Genomic DNA, 15,911 nt, shown 5'->3' on the forward strand with positions numbered 1-15,911 from the left:
CCGCCGGAGGTGACGGTGCGGGTCCTGCGGTCGGTCGACGGGCGCGCCACATGCACCTCGTGCCGGCCGGCGAGTGCGGCCACCAGCCGCTGGGCGAAGTACGACGCGCCGTTGACGTCGGGGGCGTAGGTATCGACACCGATCAGGATCTTCATGCAATCACCTCGGAACGACGACGTCCGACAGCGCGCCGGACGAACAGGTTGACGAACAGGACGGCGAGAGCCAGCGCACCGGCCATGACCAGCGCTGAACCGGGACTCGCGAACAGCTCGGCGGCCCGGTCACCGACCAGCACGCCCAGGCCGATCAGCAGGGCGGCACGGAGCACGCTGAAGGCGGCGACCCAGGCCAGGAAGCGCGGGAAGGACACCCGGGCCAGCCCGGCCGCGAGGTAGGAGGGGACCGCCGCGAGGTCGGCGACCTTGGCGTTCCAGACGACCATGGGCAGGTTCCGGCGTACGGCCGCGGTCAGCCGGCCACGACGCTCGTGGCTCAACCCGAGACGCCGGAGAAACCGGCTGAAAACGGACCGAGCGCCGAGCCGACCGAACAGGTAGAGCAGGCTGTCGGCGGCCACGTCGGCACAGACCACCACCACCAGGATCGGCAGGAAGCCCGCGGTCCCCGCGCCGACCAGCGAGCCGGCGAACACGGTCGCGGCCGGTCCTTCGGCCATGACCAGCGGAGGGATCACCGCGTACGGGTGGTGCTCCACCGCTGTCCAGAGGCTGTTCAGCACTTCCATGCCGGGAACTGTCCCGGCGCGCCACGTCGCCCGGCGTCAGCTCGCGGGATGGTTCGGGCACTCCGCTCGTAGGGTCCGGCGTACATCCGTGGTAGGGGACCGGATACAACCCGTGCCTGACGTGCTCCCGCCATGATCGTTCCTAGCCTCGACCCCTCGGCACACCGACGGGGGGGGACGTCATGCAGCAGCGCGACCGGTTCATCGACGGGCTCCGCGCCCTGGCCATCCTGGGTGTGGTCGGTGGGCACTGGTTGGTCGGCGCGCTGGTCGCGACTCCGGGCGGCGGCCTGCGGATCGACAGCCCGCTGCGATACCTGGAGTCGCTGCATCCGGTCACCTGGTTCCTGCAGATGCTGGGCCTGTTCTTCCTCGTCGGCGGGTTCACGGCGGCACAGGGACTGCGCCGTGCCCGGGCGCGCGGCGACACCGACGCCGAATGGGTGCGCCGCCGGCTGTGGCGGATCGGGCGGCCGGTCGTCGCCGCGACGGTGATCCTGGCCGTGGCGTTACCGCTGCTCGGCGTCCTCGGGCTCGGCTCCGCCACCGCGCGGAGCACCGTGGTGCTGTTCCTGCAGCCGTTGTGGTTCATGGCCGTGTACGCGGTGATCACCGCTCTCACCCCGTACGCCCTCAGCCTCGACCGGCGTGCTGGGCTGCGGGTGGTGGTGGCGCTCGCCGCCGTGGTGGCCGTGGTGGACCTGGCGCGCTTCGGCCCGGAGGTCGAGCCGGTCGCCGTCGGGTACCTGAGCGTGTTGCCGGCCTGGTGCCTGCCCTACCAGCTGGGCGTGGCCTGGTCGGCGGGGCGCCTCGACCGGCGGGTCGCGGGTGCTCTGCTCGCCGGGGGTCTGGCGCTGTTCGTGTTCCTGCTCGCCGGGCTGGAGTATCCGGTGAGCATCGTGAGTGTGCCCGGCTCCACGCGCTCCAACTCCAACCCCCCGTCGCTGCTGGTCCCCGCTCTCGCCGCGATCCAGGCGGGCGCCGCCCTGCTGCTGCGCGACCGGATCGAGCGGCTGCTGCGCCGACCCCGGATCTGGACCGCCGTGGCAGCGCTCAACCTGAGTGCGATGAGCGTGTTCTGTTGGCATCAGGTGCGCTTGTCGGAGTCTCGGAGGTCGCCCGCCGGCTCGGCACGCTGCCGGGCCTCGGTGACGCGCCCGTCGAGGTGGGCTGGGTCGCCGCCCGCCTCGCCTGGTACCCGGTGCTCGCCCTCGTCCTGGCCGGCATCGTCGTGCTGGTGCGCCGCTACGAGCACCCGGTGCCCGTCGTCTCGCTCGAGCGGACCTGAGGCCGTCGGCACGCCGTGCGGGCGGCCGGGTGTCCACCGAGAGGGTCGAGGCCCCGATCGGAGCACGGCGGAAGCGGGAGATCAGGATGCGCGGCGGTTTCCCGCTCAGGTCCCGGTCTCCCCCCGACCAGGTGGCTATCGGTTCTTGGGCCGGTCGGACCGTCCCGGGGTGACCAGGCCGGCCTCGTAGCCGAACACCACGGCCTGGACCCGGTCACGCAGGCCGAGCTTCTGCAGGATCCGGCTGACGTGGGTCTTGGCGGTCGGTTCCGAGATGAACAGCGTGGCGGCGATCTCGGTGTTCGACAGGCCGAGCGCTATCAGGCGCAGTACCTCGCGTTCGCGGTCGGTCAGGGCGTTGAGCGCGGTGGCGCCGGTGGGCTTGCGTGGCCGTGCCTCGACGAAGTTCTCGATGAGCCGGCGGGTGATGCTCGGCGCGAGCAGCGCCTCGCCGCTGGCCACGACTCGGACGGCCCGGATCAGGTCCTCGGGTTCGCTGTCCTTGAGCAGGAAGCCGCTGGCGCCGGCCTGCAGCGCGGCGTAGATGTAGTCGTCGATGTCGAACGTCGTCAGCATCAGCACCCGCGGGGTGTGCCCCGCCGGGCGTTCGGAGCCGAGCAGGGCCCGGGTCGCCGCCAGCCCGTCGAGTACGGGCATCCGGACGTCCATCAGGACGACGTCGGGGCGCAGGCTGCGACTGCGTTCCACGCCGAGTTGCCCGTTGTCGGCCTCACCGACGACCTCGATGTCGGGTTGCGCCTGCAGGATCGAGCGGATGCCCACCCGGATCATCGACTGGTCGTCCACGATGAGTGCGCGGATCACCGCGGGTCCCCGATCGGCAGGCGTGCCGTCACCTGGTAGCCGCCCTCGTCGCGGGCACTCGCCTCCAGCGATCCGCCGACCGGCCGGACCCGCTCGCGCATTCCGGTCAGTCCGTGACCGGTCAGCCCGGAGGTCTCCATGGGCTCGGCCGGACGCAACGCGGTCTCGTTCACCACCGACAGCACCAGATCACTTCCTTCAAGACCGAGATCAATCAGCGTACGCGCGCCGGGCGCGTGCCGGATGACGTTGCTCAGCGACTCCTGGATGATGCGGTACGCGGCCAGGGCCACGCGCTCCGGCACGGCCGCTGCCCGCACGGCGTCGGTCTGGCGCACCTGCACCGGCAGGCCGGCCCGTCGCGCCGACGCCACCAGGTCCGGCAGCCCGCCGAGGTCGGGCACCGGGGCCAACTCGCCGTCGGCGTCCTCGGCCCGCAGCACGGACAGCAACTGCCGCATCTCCCGCATCGCCGAGCGGGCGTCGGCGGCTATCCGCCCGAACTCCGCCTCGGCCTCCGGGTCCAGGTTCTTGATCCGGTACGACGCCGAGGTCGCCTGCATGTGGATCACCGACATGCCGTGCGCGACGACGTCGTGCAGTTCCCGGGCGATCCGGGTGCGTTCCTCGGCGACCGCCCGCTGGCTCTGCTCGACCTCGACGTCGTGGCGCGCGTCGGCGAGTTCCCGGCGAATCCCCCGCCAGTGGCGGATCATGAGCACGGCACCGAGCACGGTCGCCGCCAACACCGGGTAGAGGATCATGATCAGCAGCCCGTCCTCGACGGATCGGCCCCGTGGATCGAGCAGCACCAGGGCGGGGATCAGCAGCGCGCTCGCCCACCAGGTCACCAACGCGGCCCGCCCGCTGTAGCGGGCTGCGACCAGGCCGACGTACGCCATCAGCGTGAGGAGTCCCGGCACGGTGAGCGGCCAGGTCGACGCCGCGCCAGGCGGGACGGCCACCGCGATCACGACGACAGCCAGGAACTGCAGTGCGGTCGCTTCGCGCAGCCGGACGAGGAGCAGCAGCAGCGCGGCGCTCTGCGCGATGCCCGCCAGAACGGCGGCCACCGGGTGCACGCCGAACATCATGGCACCCAGCGCGGCGTTGACGGGCAGCGCGACGAGCGCGAGCAGGCCGGCGACGAGCCACCACCGCAGCCATGACAGCACCGGCCGACGATTCCGCACATCGATCCCGGCAGGCACGGAGAGGCTGGCTTGCTGGTCCGAATCCGACGATACGGTCACGCGGAAACCTTAACCAGGTCGATCGTGCGGGACGTCCGGACGGAGATGTACCCCGCCCCCTACCCCGGGATGACGCGCAACGGCACCGCGGAGGGACGTCGCGGCCGGTGCCGTGCGCCCAGGCTTGCGCGCATGGATCTGATGAGCCTGGTCGACCCGGTGATGACCTCGCCGCTGCTCTACCCGCTGCTGGCGGCCCTCGGCAGCCTGGACGGCGTCCTGCCGGTCATCCCGTCCGAGGCGGCGGTCCTCGCGGCCGGCGTGTTCACCCGCACCCGGACGCCGAGCCTGCCGCTGGTCGTCGTGGCCACCGCCCTCGGCGTGTTCATCGGCGACCACCTCGCGTACGGCCTGAGCCGCAGCGCTTTCGGACCACGGCTGCTCGGCCGTTCCCCGCGCGTCGCCCGGGCCGTCGCCGCAGCGGGCCGACAGCTCGAGGGTCGCACCGGCCTGCTCATCGTGATGTCCCGGTTCCTGCCCGGCGGTCGCGTGACGATGAACGTCGCCGCCGGCACGACCGGGTTGCCGCTGTCCCGGTTCAGCCCGGCGTCGGCGATCGCGGCACTGGCCTGGGCGGCGTACGTCGCCGGGCTGGGTGTGCTGGGCGGCGCGGCCTTCGTCGAGAACCCGCTCCTCGGCATCGCCGTCGGTCTCGGCCTGTCGTTCCTGCTCGGCGGCATCATCGAACTGGTCCGCCGCCGCTCACCCCGCCACCGTCCGGCCGGCCGATGCCGCAGGCGCAAGCTGCGGGCAATGGCCGTCGCGCGTCATTTGACCGCGCGGATTCGGGTCAGAGCGTGGGACGCCCCACCACCGAGGCGACCAGTCGGGCGAACTCCTCCAGCCGGGCGATCTGCCCTGCCCCGCCGTCGTCGAGCGTCTTGCCGAACCGCAGCGCGTCGTGCCGGGGCGGCACCTGCGCCTCGTCCCCGGGTACACCCTCGTCCAGCGAGCTGAGCAGCAGGTAGACGTCGATGCTGTCGACCCGGATCTGGCCGGTCGGGGTACGGCTCAGCCGCCGCCGGCAGCCCACCTCGCTGACCGTGGAGACCGGCACCACCCGCAACGACGACGTCATCGAGCCGGCCGGACCGTCGTCGGGTGGCACGTCCTCGCCGTGCCAGAGGATCAGCCGGCTGCCGTCGCAGATCGCGACCTCCTGCCAGACCCCGTTCACCTCGTTGACGAAGCGTTCCAGGGTGAAGCCGAGCACCGAGGCGCCGTTGAGCACCCCGTTCAGCGCCTCCATCGCGACGTCCGGATCGCGCAGGTACGCCCGGGCCGCCGACTCCAACTCCCGGTACGGCGACCAGTCCGGGAAGACGGCCGGCAGGTCTCCCCCGCCGAAGGTCGGGCGGCTCATGCCCGCCCTCCGCGACCGGGCCCGCCGCGCCCGCCGTGCCCGCCGCCGCGACGACGTCCACCCGCACCGAGCCGGCCGATCCGCTCGCCCATGACGTCTCCTCGCCGTGCTCGGCACGCCCGCTGATGCGTCGACTCCGGCGGGAAGGGGGTCATTCCGCGGCCCTCCCGGGGGTTGCCTCGGCCTCCTGCCGCGCCTGGCGACGCAGCGCGTACGCCTCCGCGCCCTTGCTGGGCTTGCGCCGGCGGGGCGGGGCGGTGACCCCGGGCGCCAGCCGGCGGCTGGAGACGAGGAAGGCGGTGTGCGCGATCATGCGGTGGTCCGGGCGTACCGCGAGCCCGTCCGCGTGCCAGTCCCGGACCAGCGACTCCCAGGCCCGGGGCTCGGTGAACCCGCCCCGCTCGCGCAGCGCCTCGACCAGCTCGGAGAGCTGCGGTGTGGTGGCGACGTAACCGATGAAGACCCCGCCGGGGACCAGCGCGCGTTCGACCATGTCGAGCGCCTCCCAGGGGGTGAGCAGGTCAAGGATGATCCGGTCGAAACCGGACTCCTGGCAACCTGCCACGTCGCCCACCCGGAGATTCCAGGCTGGATGCGGTCCACCGAAGAAGGATTCCACATTTCGGCGGGCGATCTCGGAAAAGTCCTCGCGCAGTTCGTAGGAGTGCAGCTCGCCCTCCGGGCCGACGGCCCGCAGCAGCGAACAGGTGAGCGCGCCGGAGCCGACGCCCGCCTCCAGCACCTTGGCGCCGGGGAAGATGTCGCCCATCGTGACGATCTGCGCCGCGTCCTTCGGATAGATTACCTGCGCACCCCGCGGCATCGAGAGCACGTAGTCGGCGAGCAGCGGCCGCAGCGCCAGATAGGCCGTGCCACCGGTCGAGGTGACCACGCTGCCGTCCGGCAACCCGATCAGCGCGTCGTGCTCCAGCGCGCCGCGATGGGTGTGGAACTGCCGCCCCGGCTCCAGCGTGATGGTGTGCATCCGGCCCTTCGGGTCGGTGAGCTGGACACGGTCGCCGGGGCGGAACGGCCCCCGGTGCGCCGGCACCGGAGCGGTCGGAGCGGCGGGGACGGCGGTGGGCTGTGCGGTCACTGAACCTTCATCTTCCGTTTCGGCTCGAGGAGCTGCGCCAGGTCGGCGATGTGCAGAACGCCGACCACATCTTCGCCTGAGGTCACCAGGTACTGCGCGCCCGGGTGGGCCTGCACCTCGTGCACGACCTGCTCCCCGCCGAGCCCGACGGCGAGGCTCGGCACCCCGGCCAGGTCCCGGGCGACAGCGTCCACCGGCACCCAGGGCCGCCGTTCCGCGGGTACGGCCTCGGCGGCGGTCCGGTCGACGAGCGCCACCAGCAGGCCGGCCGAGTCCGCCACCGCGAGTGCCGTACCGGGTGTGCCGCGTCGCTGCGCCTCGGCCAGCGGCGTGCCGCTCGGCACCGGGAAGACCGGCCGGGCGAGCCGAGCCAGGTCGACGAGCGGGAACCGTCGGCTGATCCGGGCCGCCCGGATCGTCTGCCCGGCGCCCTGCCAGAGGGTGAACGCGACAAGCAGCACCAGGGCCAGACCGAGCCAGGGCAGCCCGCCCAGCCAGGTCAGCAGCGTGAAGACCACGGCGGTGCCGATCGCCACGACCCGGCCGAACCAGCCGGCCACCTCGGTGGCCAGGTGCCGGTCCCGGGTCACCGCCCAGACCCCGGCCCGCAACGCCCGACCGCCGTCCAGCGGCAGTCCGGGCAGCATGTTGAAGATCCCGACCAGCACGTTGCTGGCGGCGAGTTGGAAGGCGAACTGGTTGGCCAGGGTGCCGTCCGGCAGGGCGAGCGTGGCGGCGACCCCCACCAGCCCGAGGACCAGGGAGACCGCCGGACCGGCGAGCGAGACGAGCAGGTCCACCCGGGGTGTCGGGGCGTCCCGCTCCATCTCGGTGTAGCCGCCGAGCAGCTCCAGGGTGATGCCGCGCACCCCGATCCCGTACCGGCGGGCGGTCAGCGCGTGTCCCAGCTCGTGCAGCAGTACCGAGCCGAGCAGCAGGACCACGAAGACGAACCCGACCAGATAGCCGGTGAGCTGGGAGAGTTCGAGCTGGTGCCGGACGAACTCGCCGTACATGACGGTGACCAGGGCCACCAGCAGCAGCATCGAGGGGTTGAGGTAGACGGGGACGCCGAAGACCCGGCCGACGGTGAGGCCGGGCCGCCGGTCAGGCCTGCGTCGGGGTCGCGAGTTTCCCTCCATCTCCTCCGATGCTACGGAACATCGTGCCGGGTGGAGCCGCCGGTTCGGCCGGGGTGACCGCGGACGATCGGGGCCGGTACGCATGCCGGGGCGGGTGGACCGGGTTCGGTCGTACCCGTGACATAGCCTTCCGGACATGACGGCGGAGACGGTGACATCGCAGACAGCCACGGGCGACCCGACGGATTTGCCGGCCGGAGCCGCCCCGGCCCAGGTCACCGCCTCGTTGTCCCCGTCGCGGGCGGCCGACTTCAAGACCTGCCCGCTGCTCTACCGGTTCCGCAGCATCGACCGGCTCCCGGAGCGGCCCAGCGTCGAGCAGGCCCGGGGCACGCTCGTGCACGCGGTGCTGGAACGCCTCTTCGACCTGCCCGCGGAGCAGCGCACGCCGGCCGCCGCGGGCGACCTGGTGGAGCCGCAGTGGGACCGGCTGGTGACCGAGCAGGCCGAGTTGGCCGAGATCTTCACCGCCGGTGACCTCGCCGGCCCGGCCGAGTTCCTGACCTCGGCCCGGGGGTTGCTCGACGGCTACTTCACGGTGGAGGATCCGCGCCGGCTGGAGCCGGCCGAGCGGGAGAGCCTGGTCTCCACGGTGGTCGACGACCAGCTGCTGATCCGGGGCTACATCGACCGGCTGGACGTCTCTCCCGATGGCGCCCTGCGGGTGGTCGACTACAAGACCGGCGGCGCACCCCGCGAGGCGTTCGAGGCGCGGGCGCTGTTCCAGCTCAAGTTCTACGCCCTGGTGCTGTGGCGCACCCGTGGGGTGGTGCCCAGGGTGCTGCGCCTGCTCTATCTCAAGGACGCCGAGGTCTGCGACTACGCCCCCGACGCCGAGGAGCTGGTCCGGTTCGAGCGCACCGTACTGGCCCTCTGGCGGGCCATCGAGCAGGCGACCCGGGCCCGCGACTTCCGGCCGAAGCCGAGCCGGCTCTGCGACTGGTGCAACCACCAGGCGCACTGCCCGGCCTTCGGCGGCACTCCCCCGCCCTTCCCCGAGCCGACCGCCCAGCCCGCCCCGTCAGCGCCGCCGCCACCGTCCCGGCCCGGCGCCGAACCGGCTCCGGCTCCGGCTCCGGCTCCGGCTCCGGCTCCGGCTCCGGCTCCGGCTCCGGGGAGCGTAGTGGGTGGCCCGGTGCTGCCCGGCCAGTCGACCGGGCCGGACCCGGCGGGTTCGGAACCGCCCGCCGGTCGCTCCGACCAGGAGGAGCACGCCTCATCCTGAAGAAGGACCCCAGGGTCGCCGCTGGCGACGACCTGTCGGCCCGAACAGCGGCTAGCGTCGCCAGCATGACCCCCACCGACGCCCCCACGACACCGGCACCCGGCCGGTCCGGGGGGAGCTGGCGGCAGCGCCTCGGGCTCGATCCCGGGCGGCGCGGGCCGCGCCTCCAGCTCGATCCCGGGCAGCGCAGGTGGCTGCTCCGGGACGGGCTGCTCGCGGTCGCCGCCGTCGCGGTGGAGACGGTGCTGGTCGGCACCGCCCCACCGGGACTCGCCCCGTGGGGCTGGCCCGGGATGGCGATCTGGAGCATCGTCTGCGCCGCCCCGATCGCGCTGCGCCGGGTGGCGCCCTGGCCGGCGGTGCTGCTGGCCGTGCCGGCCTTCGTCGCCTCGGCCCTGATCGCCACGCAGCCGGCCACCGTGGGGGTCACGTTCGTCCTGCTCACCTACACCACCGCCGCGCTGCTGCCACTTCGCCAGGCGGCACTGGCCGCGGTCGTGATCTGGGGACCGGCCGTGGCCGTCACGCTCGTAGAGCCGCTGCCGACCGACTACAGCGAGCCCTCCCGCGCCTACCTGGTCTTCACCCAGGTGCTGCTCGCGCTGGTCTGCTTCTTCGTCGGGCGTACGGTGCACGCCCGGCGGGCCACCATCCTGGCCCTGGAGGAGCGGGCCCGGGTCGCCGAGGAGAACCAGCGGTCGCTGGCCGACCAGGCGGTCGCCGACGAGCGCCGACGGATCGCCCGCGAGCTGCACGACGTGGTCGCGCACCACGTCAGCGTGATGGGCGTCCTGGCCACCGGGGCGCGTCGGGTGCTGTCCCGGGATCCGGCGGCCACCGACGGCGCGCTGGGCACCATCGAGGAGACCAGCCGGACGACCCTGCGCGAACTGCGCCGGTTGCTCGACGTGCTGCGTACCGACACCGAACCGGCCGCCGAACTGTCCCCACAGCCGGGGCTGGCCGGCATCGAGGCGCTGGTGGAGCAGGTCCGGGAGGCCGGGCTGCCGGTGACCCTGCGGGTGGACGGCACACCTGGCCCGCTGGACCCCGGGGTGGCGCTGACCGTCTTCCGGATCGTCCAGGAGGCGCTCACCAACACCCTCAAGCATGCCGGCGCGGCCACCGCCCAGGTCCGGCTGAGCTTCGGGGTCTACTGGCTGATCGTCGAGATCGCCGACACCGGCCGGGGGCCGGCGCCGGGGAGTGGACGGCTGGGGCACGGCCTGGTGGGGATGCGGGAACGGATGGCCCTCTACGGTGGAACCCTCCGTACCGGTCCCCGTCCGGGCGGCGGCTACCGGGTGTACGCCAAGATGCCGATGGAGCAACTGGGCGCACCGATCGACAAGGGGGCCGCATGAGTGACGGCAGGGACACCGGCCGGCCGGTACGCGTACTGCTCGCCGACGACCAGCCGCTGCTGCGCACCGGATTCCGGATGGTGCTGGGCGCGGAGGACGACCTGGACATCGTCGGCGAGGCCGGTGACGGTGCGGAGGCGGTCGACCTGTCCCGGCGGCTGCTGCCCGACGTGGTGCTGATGGACATCCGGATGCCCCGGATGGACGGTGTGGCCGCCACCCGGGCGATCATCGACGCCCGGCTGCCGGTGCGGGTGCTCATCCTGACCACCTTCGACCTCGACGAGTACGTGGTGGGCGCGCTCCGGGCCGGGGCGAGCGGCTTCCTGGCCAAGGACGTACCCGCCGAGGACCTGGTCACCGCGATCCGCACCGTCGCCGCCGGTGAGGCGGTGGTGGCGCCCCGGATCCTCAAGCGGCTGCTGGACCGGTTCGCCGAGACGCTGCCCGACCCGGACGCCACCCCGCCCAAGGCGATCGGGGTACTCACCGAGCGGGAACGGGAGGTGCTGGTCCAGGTGGCGCGCGGGCTGTCGAACGCGGAGATCGCCCGGGTGCTCTCGGTGAGCGAGACGACGATCAAGACCCATGTCGGGCACGTGCTTACCAAACTCGGCCTGCGTGACCGGGTGCAGGCGGTGGTGCTCGCCTACGAGACCGGGCTGGTCCGGCCCGGGGGGTGACGGCGCAGGCGGGACCGGCCTCGGGGAGACCCCGGGGGCGGAGCCGTCCGGCAGGCGTAGCCGGGCGCCTCGGGTACCCCCCTTCGGAAGTAGGCCCCTGGGTCGGCACGGCGTACGACCCGCCGGGCGCGGAGTCGTCCGGCCGGAGGACGGGGCCGCCGCGCCGGGCGTACCCGAGAACCATCCCGGCGCACGACGGCCCGGCGGATTTCCGCGCCTACCGTTGCAGTCAGGTAGGGCTACGGCGGTGGGTCGCACCGCCGGACGGAGGGGACGGCATGACCGCGATCACGGGGGCAGCGGAGCGGACCGGGTCGACATTCGACCGATCGACGCACAGCGCAAGCGGATCATGACAGACTGATACGACTCGGCCGCGGGGATCCCGAGCGCACGCCCGACCCGGGGATTCGACCTGCCGGGCGAAGCGTCCGGGAAACGGACCCGACGGGCGAGCGTTGCCGGACCGATCGGTGAGGATTGCCGACCCGCCCGGCCCGAGTGCCGGCTCGTCTATCGCGATTAACGGCACCGACACACAGTTGACGGCACCGACACATATCAGTCAGGGGCAACCCTGATTCGGTGTCAGGGCGGACCCGCAGCGATTTTTCCGCGTCGAACTACGCCGCGGGACGGACGCCGGGATTGCCCGGGTCGCCGACGATGGATCCTGCCGGCCGGACCGTGTGGTCCGGTCGGACCAAGAATTTCTAGGGGGAGATGTACGTGACCGCGACGGTAGCCCGAGATGCCCAGTTCGCCGCCCGGGCCAGCGACGTGTGGAAGGTGTACGGCAGCGGGGAGGCGCAGGTCGTCGCGCTGCGCGGCGTGAACGCGGAATTCGAGAAGGCCCGGTTCACCGCGATCATGGGACCGTCCGGATCCGGCAAGTCGACACTGATGCACTGCCTCGCCGGGCTGGATTCGGTGACCCGGGGAACCATTCATATCGGCGACACCGCGGTCACCGGACTCGGTGACGCGGGTCTGACGAAACTGCGCCGGGACAAGGTCGGTTTCATCTTCCAGCAGTTCAACCTGCTGCCCACGCTGACGGCGCTGGAGAACATCCTGTTGCCGCTCTCGATCGCCGGGCGTAAACCCGACAAGGAATGGCTCGACACCGTCATCGACACCGTCGGGCTGCGGGACCGGCTGGGGCACCGCCCGGCCCAGCTCTCCGGCGGCCAGCAGCAGCGGGTGGCGTGCGCCCGCGCGCTCGCCTCCCGGCCCGAGGTGATCTTCGCCGACGAGCCGACCGGCAACCTGGACTCCCGGGCCGGTGCCGAGGTGCTCGGCTTCCTGCGCCGGTCCGTCGCCGAGTACGGGCAGACCATCGTGATGGTCACGCACGACCCGGTGGCCGCCTCGTACGCCGGCCGGGTCATCTTCCTCGCCGACGGCCAGATCGTCTCCGAGCTGATCGAGCCGACCCCGGAGACCGTGCTGGACACCATGAAGAAGCTCGACGGGCTTGCCGAGGCGGGGCTCTGATGCTGCGCGCGACCCTGAAGAGCCTGCTCGCCCGCAAGATACGGCTGGTCCTCTCCGGCCTGGCCGTCGTGCTCGGCGTGATGTTCGTCTCCGGCGCCTTCGTCCTCACCGACACCCTGGCCCGGTCCTTCGACACCGTCTTCAGCGACGCGTACGCCGGCACCGACGTCGGCGTCAGCGCCAAGCCGAAGATCGACGTCAGCGAGATGGAGGGAATGGAGGTCGCCGCCACCTTCCCGGCCAGCGCCCTGGAGCAGGTCCGCAAGGTCGACGGGGTGGCCGAGGCCACCGGGTTCGCCACCGCCGACGGCGCCCGGGTGATCGGCAGCAACGGCAAGGTGCTGACCTCCGTCGGGCCGCCCCAGCTCGGCACCAACTGGACCGGCGAGAGCGGTCAGCTCGAACTGCGCGAAGGCCGCGGCCCGACCGCCGACAGCGAGATCGCCGTCAACGGGGCCGTGGCCAAGGCGGCCAAGATCACCGTCGGCGACCGGGTCGGGGTGCTCACGCTGCAACCGAAGCGCGAGTTCACCGTGGTCGGGGTCTTCGGCTACAGCAACGACCGGGACAGCCTCGGCGGCGCCCAGGAGGTGGCGTTCACCGAGCGGGTCGCCCAGGAGGTGATGCTCGGCCAGCCCGGCGTCTTCTCCGAGCTGAGCGTCAAGGCCGCCGACGGGGTCGACCCGGCCGACCTGCGCGACGACATCACCGCCGCGCTCGGCGACGGCTATGTGGTGAAGACCGGCGAACAGCTCTCCGCGGACGCCTCCGCCGGGCTCAAGGATGGCCTCGCCTTCTTCAACAACATCCTGCTCGGCTTCGCCGGTGTCGCCCTCTTCGTCGGCATCTTCCTGATCCTCAACACCTTCTCGATCATCGTCGCCCAGCGGACCAAGGAACTCGCGCTGCTCCGGGCGATCGGCGCCGGCCGCCGCCAGGTGATCGGCTCGGTGCTGGTCGAGGCGGTCGCGATCGGCCTGGTCGCCTCGGTACTCGGGCTCGGCGCCGGGATCGGCGTCGGCGCGCTGCTGGCGTACGTCTTCGGGCAGACCGCCGGTGGGCTGCAACTGGCCGGGCTGGGCGTACCACCGGCGGCGGTGATCAGCTCCTTCGCGGTCGGCCTGGTCGTCACGGTCGTCGCGGCGGTGCTCCCGGCGATGCGGGCCGCCCGGATCCCTCCGGTGGCCGCCATGCAGGACGTGGCGACGCCGGACCGGCCGCTGACCAAGATCTCGGTCGCCGGTGCTGTGGTGACGGCACTCGGCGGCACCCTGATGGCGCTGGGCCTGAGCGGCAGCGCCGGAGACAACACCCTGCCGGCCATCCTCGGCGGCGTGCTGCTGTCGTTCGTCGGGGTGGCGCTGCTGACCCCGCTGATCAGCCGTCCGGTGGTCGGGCTGCTCGGCCGGCTCTTCTCCTGGTCGGTGCCGGGCAAGCTGGGCCGGTTGAACTCGGGCCGCAACCCGCGCCGGACCGCGATCACCGCCGCCGCGCTGATGGTCGGCATCGCCCTGGTCACCGGCGTGACGGTGATCCTCGACTCGGCCAAGAGCAGCATCACCGAGCTGGCCGAGGACACCATCCAGGCCGAACTGGTGATCTCCGGGGCGCAGACCGGTGCCCGGCCGCCGAGCTTCGACCCGGCGGTACTGGACCGGGCCGCCGAACTGCCCGGAGTGGCGATGGTCGCCGGGCTGTACGCCGACCGGGCGATAATCGGCGACAAGCAGGGCTGGGTCACCGCGACCAGCAACGTCCCGGCGCTGCGGGAGATCTACCGGGCCACCCCGACCGCCGGCAGCATCGACACGCTCGGCCCGAACCAGCTCATGGTCGACTCCGGGACCGCCAAGGAGCGGGGCCTCTCGGTCGGGTCCACAGTGCCGGTCCAGCTGTCCCGGGGCGAGGCCCGGACCTACACGGTGACCGGGATCTACGCCGAGTCGGAGCTGTTCGGCGGGTTCCTGGTGCCGGCGTCGGCGGCGGTCGACTTCGCGGTGCCGCAGCCGTCCCAGGCATACCTGAAGCTGGCGCCGGGCGCCACGGTGGACCAGGTGATGCCCCGGGTCGAGACGCTGCTCGCGGACAGCCCCGAGGTGTCGGTCGCCGACCGGGCCGACTTCATCGAGCAGCAGACCAGCCAGCTCGACGGCCTGCTGACGATGATCCAGATCCTGCTGGCGCTGGCGATCGTGATCGCCGTACTCGGCATCGTGAACACGCTGGCCCTGTCGGTGCTGGAACGTACCCGGGAGTTGGGTCTGCTCCGGGCGATCGGGCTGCGACGGGGGCAGACCATGCGGATGATCACCGTCGAGGCGGTGGTGATCTCGGTCTTCGGTGCCCTGCTCGGGGTGGCGGTCGGCGCCGGGCTCGGTGCCGCAGTGGTCCGGGCGCTGCGTGAGGACGGCATCACGAACCTGGTGCTGCCGTGGACCGAGATGGGTGTCTTCCTGGGTCTGGCGGCCGTGGTCGGTGTGGTCGCGGCGGTACTGCCGGCGATCCGGGCGGCCCGGCTGAACGTGCTCGGCGCGATCGCGCACGAGTAGCGGACCGGCCCGCGGCCCTGGGGGTGGCCGTGGGCGGCAGGGCCGGGGGCGGCGTCGGGACGGGCGCCGCCCCCGGCCGCGTCCCGGTCCGGCCACGTCCCGGTTCGGTTGTGCGGCGGTACGGTCAGACCGCCTCTGAGCCGTTTCCGTCCGGGCCGGTCGTGCGCCAGGCCGGCCGTATGCCAGGCCGGTCGTGCACCAGGCCGGCCGCGCTCCGGGCGTCAGCGGGACAGGTCGAGCGGCGAGAGCAGGCCGGCGAGCAGGTCCAGGTCGACTCCGGCCAGCGTCTCCAGCAGGCGTACACCGTCGGCCGGGTCGATCGGCACCGCGTGCGGCACGGCGAGTACGGCGGCACCCGCGGCGAGCGCACTCGCGACCCCTGCCGGCGAGTCCTCGATCGCCACGCACCGGGCGATCGGCACGCCCAGCAGCCGGGCCGCCGTCAGGTACGGCTCCGGGTCCGGCTTCGTCGCGGCCACCTCGTCGCCGCAGACCACCACGTCGAAGGTGTCCCGGCCCAGCGTCTCCAGCGCGATCTCCACCACCGCCCGACGGGTCGAGGTGACCAGGGCGGCCGGTACCGCGGCGGCGCGTACCGCCGTGACCAGGGCCAGCGCGCCCGGTCGCCACCGCAGGTCGCTCAGGAACAGCTCGCCGACCCGCCGGTCGACCCAGGCGGCGCTGACCGCCGGGTCCCGCCAGGTCTGCCCGAGGTCGGTGTGCAGGATCCGCATCGACACGGTCATGTCGGTGCCGACCATGGCGAGCCGGGCGGCCTCGGAGAGGGTGCCGCCGTAGTGCGCGGCGAGTTCCTGGAGCCCGATGTCCCACAACCGCTCGCTGTCCACGAGCGTGCCGTCCATGTCGAAGAGCACTGC

General features: G+C 72.7%; 14 protein-coding genes. 6 read left to right on the forward strand and 8 right to left on the reverse strand.

All coding sequences use genetic code 11. The annotated features are described in order from the left end of the window. Nucleotides 1–151: 151 nt before the first annotated feature. On the reverse strand, nucleotides 152–748 hold the full coding sequence (locus O7626_RS14885; protein WP_278061755.1) for a VTT domain-containing protein: 597 nt from the start codon (nucleotides 746–748) through the stop codon (nucleotides 152–154). 182 nt (nucleotides 749–930) lie between these two features. Here O7626_RS14885 and O7626_RS14890 point away from each other — a divergent pair, with 182 nt between their 5' ends. After that, nucleotides 931–2,226, forward strand: a complete 1,296-nt coding sequence (locus O7626_RS14890) for an acyltransferase (protein ID WP_278061756.1) — start codon at nucleotides 931–933, stop codon at nucleotides 2,224–2,226. Here O7626_RS14890 and O7626_RS14895 read toward each other — a convergent pair. From O7626_RS14895 to O7626_RS14920, 6 genes are all read right to left on the reverse strand, one after another. Continuing rightward, on the reverse strand, nucleotides 2,172–2,861 hold the full coding sequence (locus O7626_RS14895) for a response regulator transcription factor (protein ID WP_278061757.1): 690 nt from the start codon (nucleotides 2,859–2,861) through the stop codon (nucleotides 2,172–2,174). The two genes, O7626_RS14890 and O7626_RS14895, sit on opposite strands and share 55 nt — an antisense overlap. After that, on the reverse strand, nucleotides 2,858–4,036 hold the full coding sequence (locus O7626_RS14900) for a histidine kinase (protein WP_278061758.1): 1,179 nt from the start codon (nucleotides 4,034–4,036) through the stop codon (nucleotides 2,858–2,860). The genes O7626_RS14895 and O7626_RS14900 overlap by 4 nt, the downstream gene beginning before the upstream one ends. Nucleotides 4,037–4,293: 257 nt before the next feature. Beyond that, complete coding sequence (locus O7626_RS14905) at nucleotides 4,294–4,755, reverse strand: hypothetical protein (RefSeq protein WP_278061759.1); 462 nt, start codon at nucleotides 4,753–4,755, stop codon at nucleotides 4,294–4,296. 149 nt (nucleotides 4,756–4,904) lie between these two features. Next, entirely contained in the window at nucleotides 4,905–5,477 is a 573-nt protein-coding gene (locus tag O7626_RS14910; protein ID WP_278061760.1) for a hypothetical protein, read from the reverse strand. A gap of 151 nt (nucleotides 5,478–5,628) precedes the next feature. Further along, nucleotides 5,629–6,573, reverse strand: a complete 945-nt coding sequence (locus O7626_RS14915; RefSeq protein ID WP_278061761.1) for a tRNA (adenine-N1)-methyltransferase — start codon at nucleotides 6,571–6,573, stop codon at nucleotides 5,629–5,631. Next, a complete protein-coding gene (locus O7626_RS14920; protein ID WP_278061762.1) occupies nucleotides 6,570–7,715 on the reverse strand; it encodes a site-2 protease family protein in 1,146 nt (381 codons plus the stop codon). Before O7626_RS14920 ends, O7626_RS14915 begins: the two co-directional genes overlap by 4 nt. 136 nt (nucleotides 7,716–7,851) lie before the next feature. Here O7626_RS14920 and O7626_RS14925 point away from each other — a divergent pair, with 136 nt between their 5' ends. The 5 genes from O7626_RS14925 to O7626_RS14945 all read left to right on the forward strand — a co-directional run bounded on the left by O7626_RS14925 (nucleotide 7,852) and on the right by O7626_RS14945 (nucleotide 15,033). Beyond that, complete coding sequence (locus O7626_RS14925) at nucleotides 7,852–8,940, forward strand: RecB family exonuclease (protein ID WP_347404788.1); 1,089 nt, start codon at nucleotides 7,852–7,854, stop codon at nucleotides 8,938–8,940. Between the two features lie 65 nt (nucleotides 8,941–9,005). Beyond that, the gene (locus tag O7626_RS14930) at nucleotides 9,006–10,304 is read left to right on the forward strand and encodes a sensor histidine kinase (RefSeq protein ID WP_278061763.1); all 1,299 of its coding nucleotides are present in this window, start codon (nucleotides 9,006–9,008) and stop codon (nucleotides 10,302–10,304) included. Continuing rightward, entirely contained in the window at nucleotides 10,301–10,987 is a 687-nt protein-coding gene (locus tag O7626_RS14935) for a response regulator transcription factor (RefSeq protein ID WP_278061764.1), read from the forward strand. Before O7626_RS14930 ends, O7626_RS14935 begins: the two co-directional genes overlap by 4 nt. Before the next feature lie 729 nt (nucleotides 10,988–11,716). Further along, nucleotides 11,717–12,484 (forward strand): ABC transporter ATP-binding protein, encoded by a 768-nt coding sequence (locus O7626_RS14940; RefSeq protein ID WP_278061765.1) that lies wholly within the window; start codon nucleotides 11,717–11,719, stop codon nucleotides 12,482–12,484. After that, nucleotides 12,484–15,033 carry an ABC transporter permease gene (locus O7626_RS14945; protein WP_278061766.1) on the forward strand — a complete coding sequence of 850 codons (2,550 nt, stop codon included), beginning with the start codon at nucleotides 12,484–12,486 and terminating at the stop codon, nucleotides 15,031–15,033. The genes O7626_RS14940 and O7626_RS14945 overlap by 1 nt, the downstream gene beginning before the upstream one ends. A gap of 221 nt (nucleotides 15,034–15,254) precedes the next feature. On the opposite strand, the gene O7626_RS14950 is transcribed toward O7626_RS14945, so the two are convergent. Beyond that, on the reverse strand, nucleotides 15,255–15,908 hold the full coding sequence (locus tag O7626_RS14950; RefSeq protein ID WP_278066168.1) for an HAD family phosphatase: 654 nt from the start codon (nucleotides 15,906–15,908) through the stop codon (nucleotides 15,255–15,257). Between the last annotated feature and the right edge of the window lie 3 nt (nucleotides 15,909–15,911).

It is taken from the genome of Micromonospora sp. WMMD1102 (assembly GCF_029626265.1).
In the GTDB taxonomy this organism is placed as follows: Bacteria; Actinomycetota; Actinomycetes; order Mycobacteriales; family Micromonosporaceae; genus Plantactinospora.

What these genes read in the sequence shown, in the direction of transcription:
- O7626_RS14885 (WP_278061755.1), bottom strand. Translation starts at nt 748, where the DNA reads ATGGAAGTGCTGAACAGCCTCTGGACAGCGGTGGAGCACCACCCGTAC.
- O7626_RS14890 (WP_278061756.1), top strand. Translation starts at nt 931, where the DNA reads ATGCAGCAGCGCGACCGGTTCATCGACGGGCTCCGCGCCCTGGCCATC.
- O7626_RS14905 (WP_278061759.1), bottom strand. Translation starts at nt 4,755, where the DNA reads ATGCCGAGGAGCGGGTTCTCGACGAAGGCCGCGCCGCCCAGCACACCC.
- O7626_RS14910 (WP_278061760.1), bottom strand. Translation starts at nt 5,477, where the DNA reads ATGAGCCGCCCGACCTTCGGCGGGGGAGACCTGCCGGCCGTCTTCCCG.
- O7626_RS14920 (WP_278061762.1), bottom strand. Translation starts at nt 7,715, where the DNA reads ATGGAGGGAAACTCGCGACCCCGACGCAGGCCTGACCGGCGGCCCGGC.
- O7626_RS14925 (WP_347404788.1), top strand. Translation starts at nt 7,852, where the DNA reads ATGACGGCGGAGACGGTGACATCGCAGACAGCCACGGGCGACCCGACG.
- O7626_RS14930 (WP_278061763.1), top strand. Translation starts at nt 9,006, where the DNA reads ATGACCCCCACCGACGCCCCCACGACACCGGCACCCGGCCGGTCCGGG.
- O7626_RS14935 (WP_278061764.1), top strand. Translation starts at nt 10,301, where the DNA reads ATGAGTGACGGCAGGGACACCGGCCGGCCGGTACGCGTACTGCTCGCC.
- O7626_RS14945 (WP_278061766.1), top strand. Translation starts at nt 12,484, where the DNA reads ATGCTGCGCGCGACCCTGAAGAGCCTGCTCGCCCGCAAGATACGGCTG.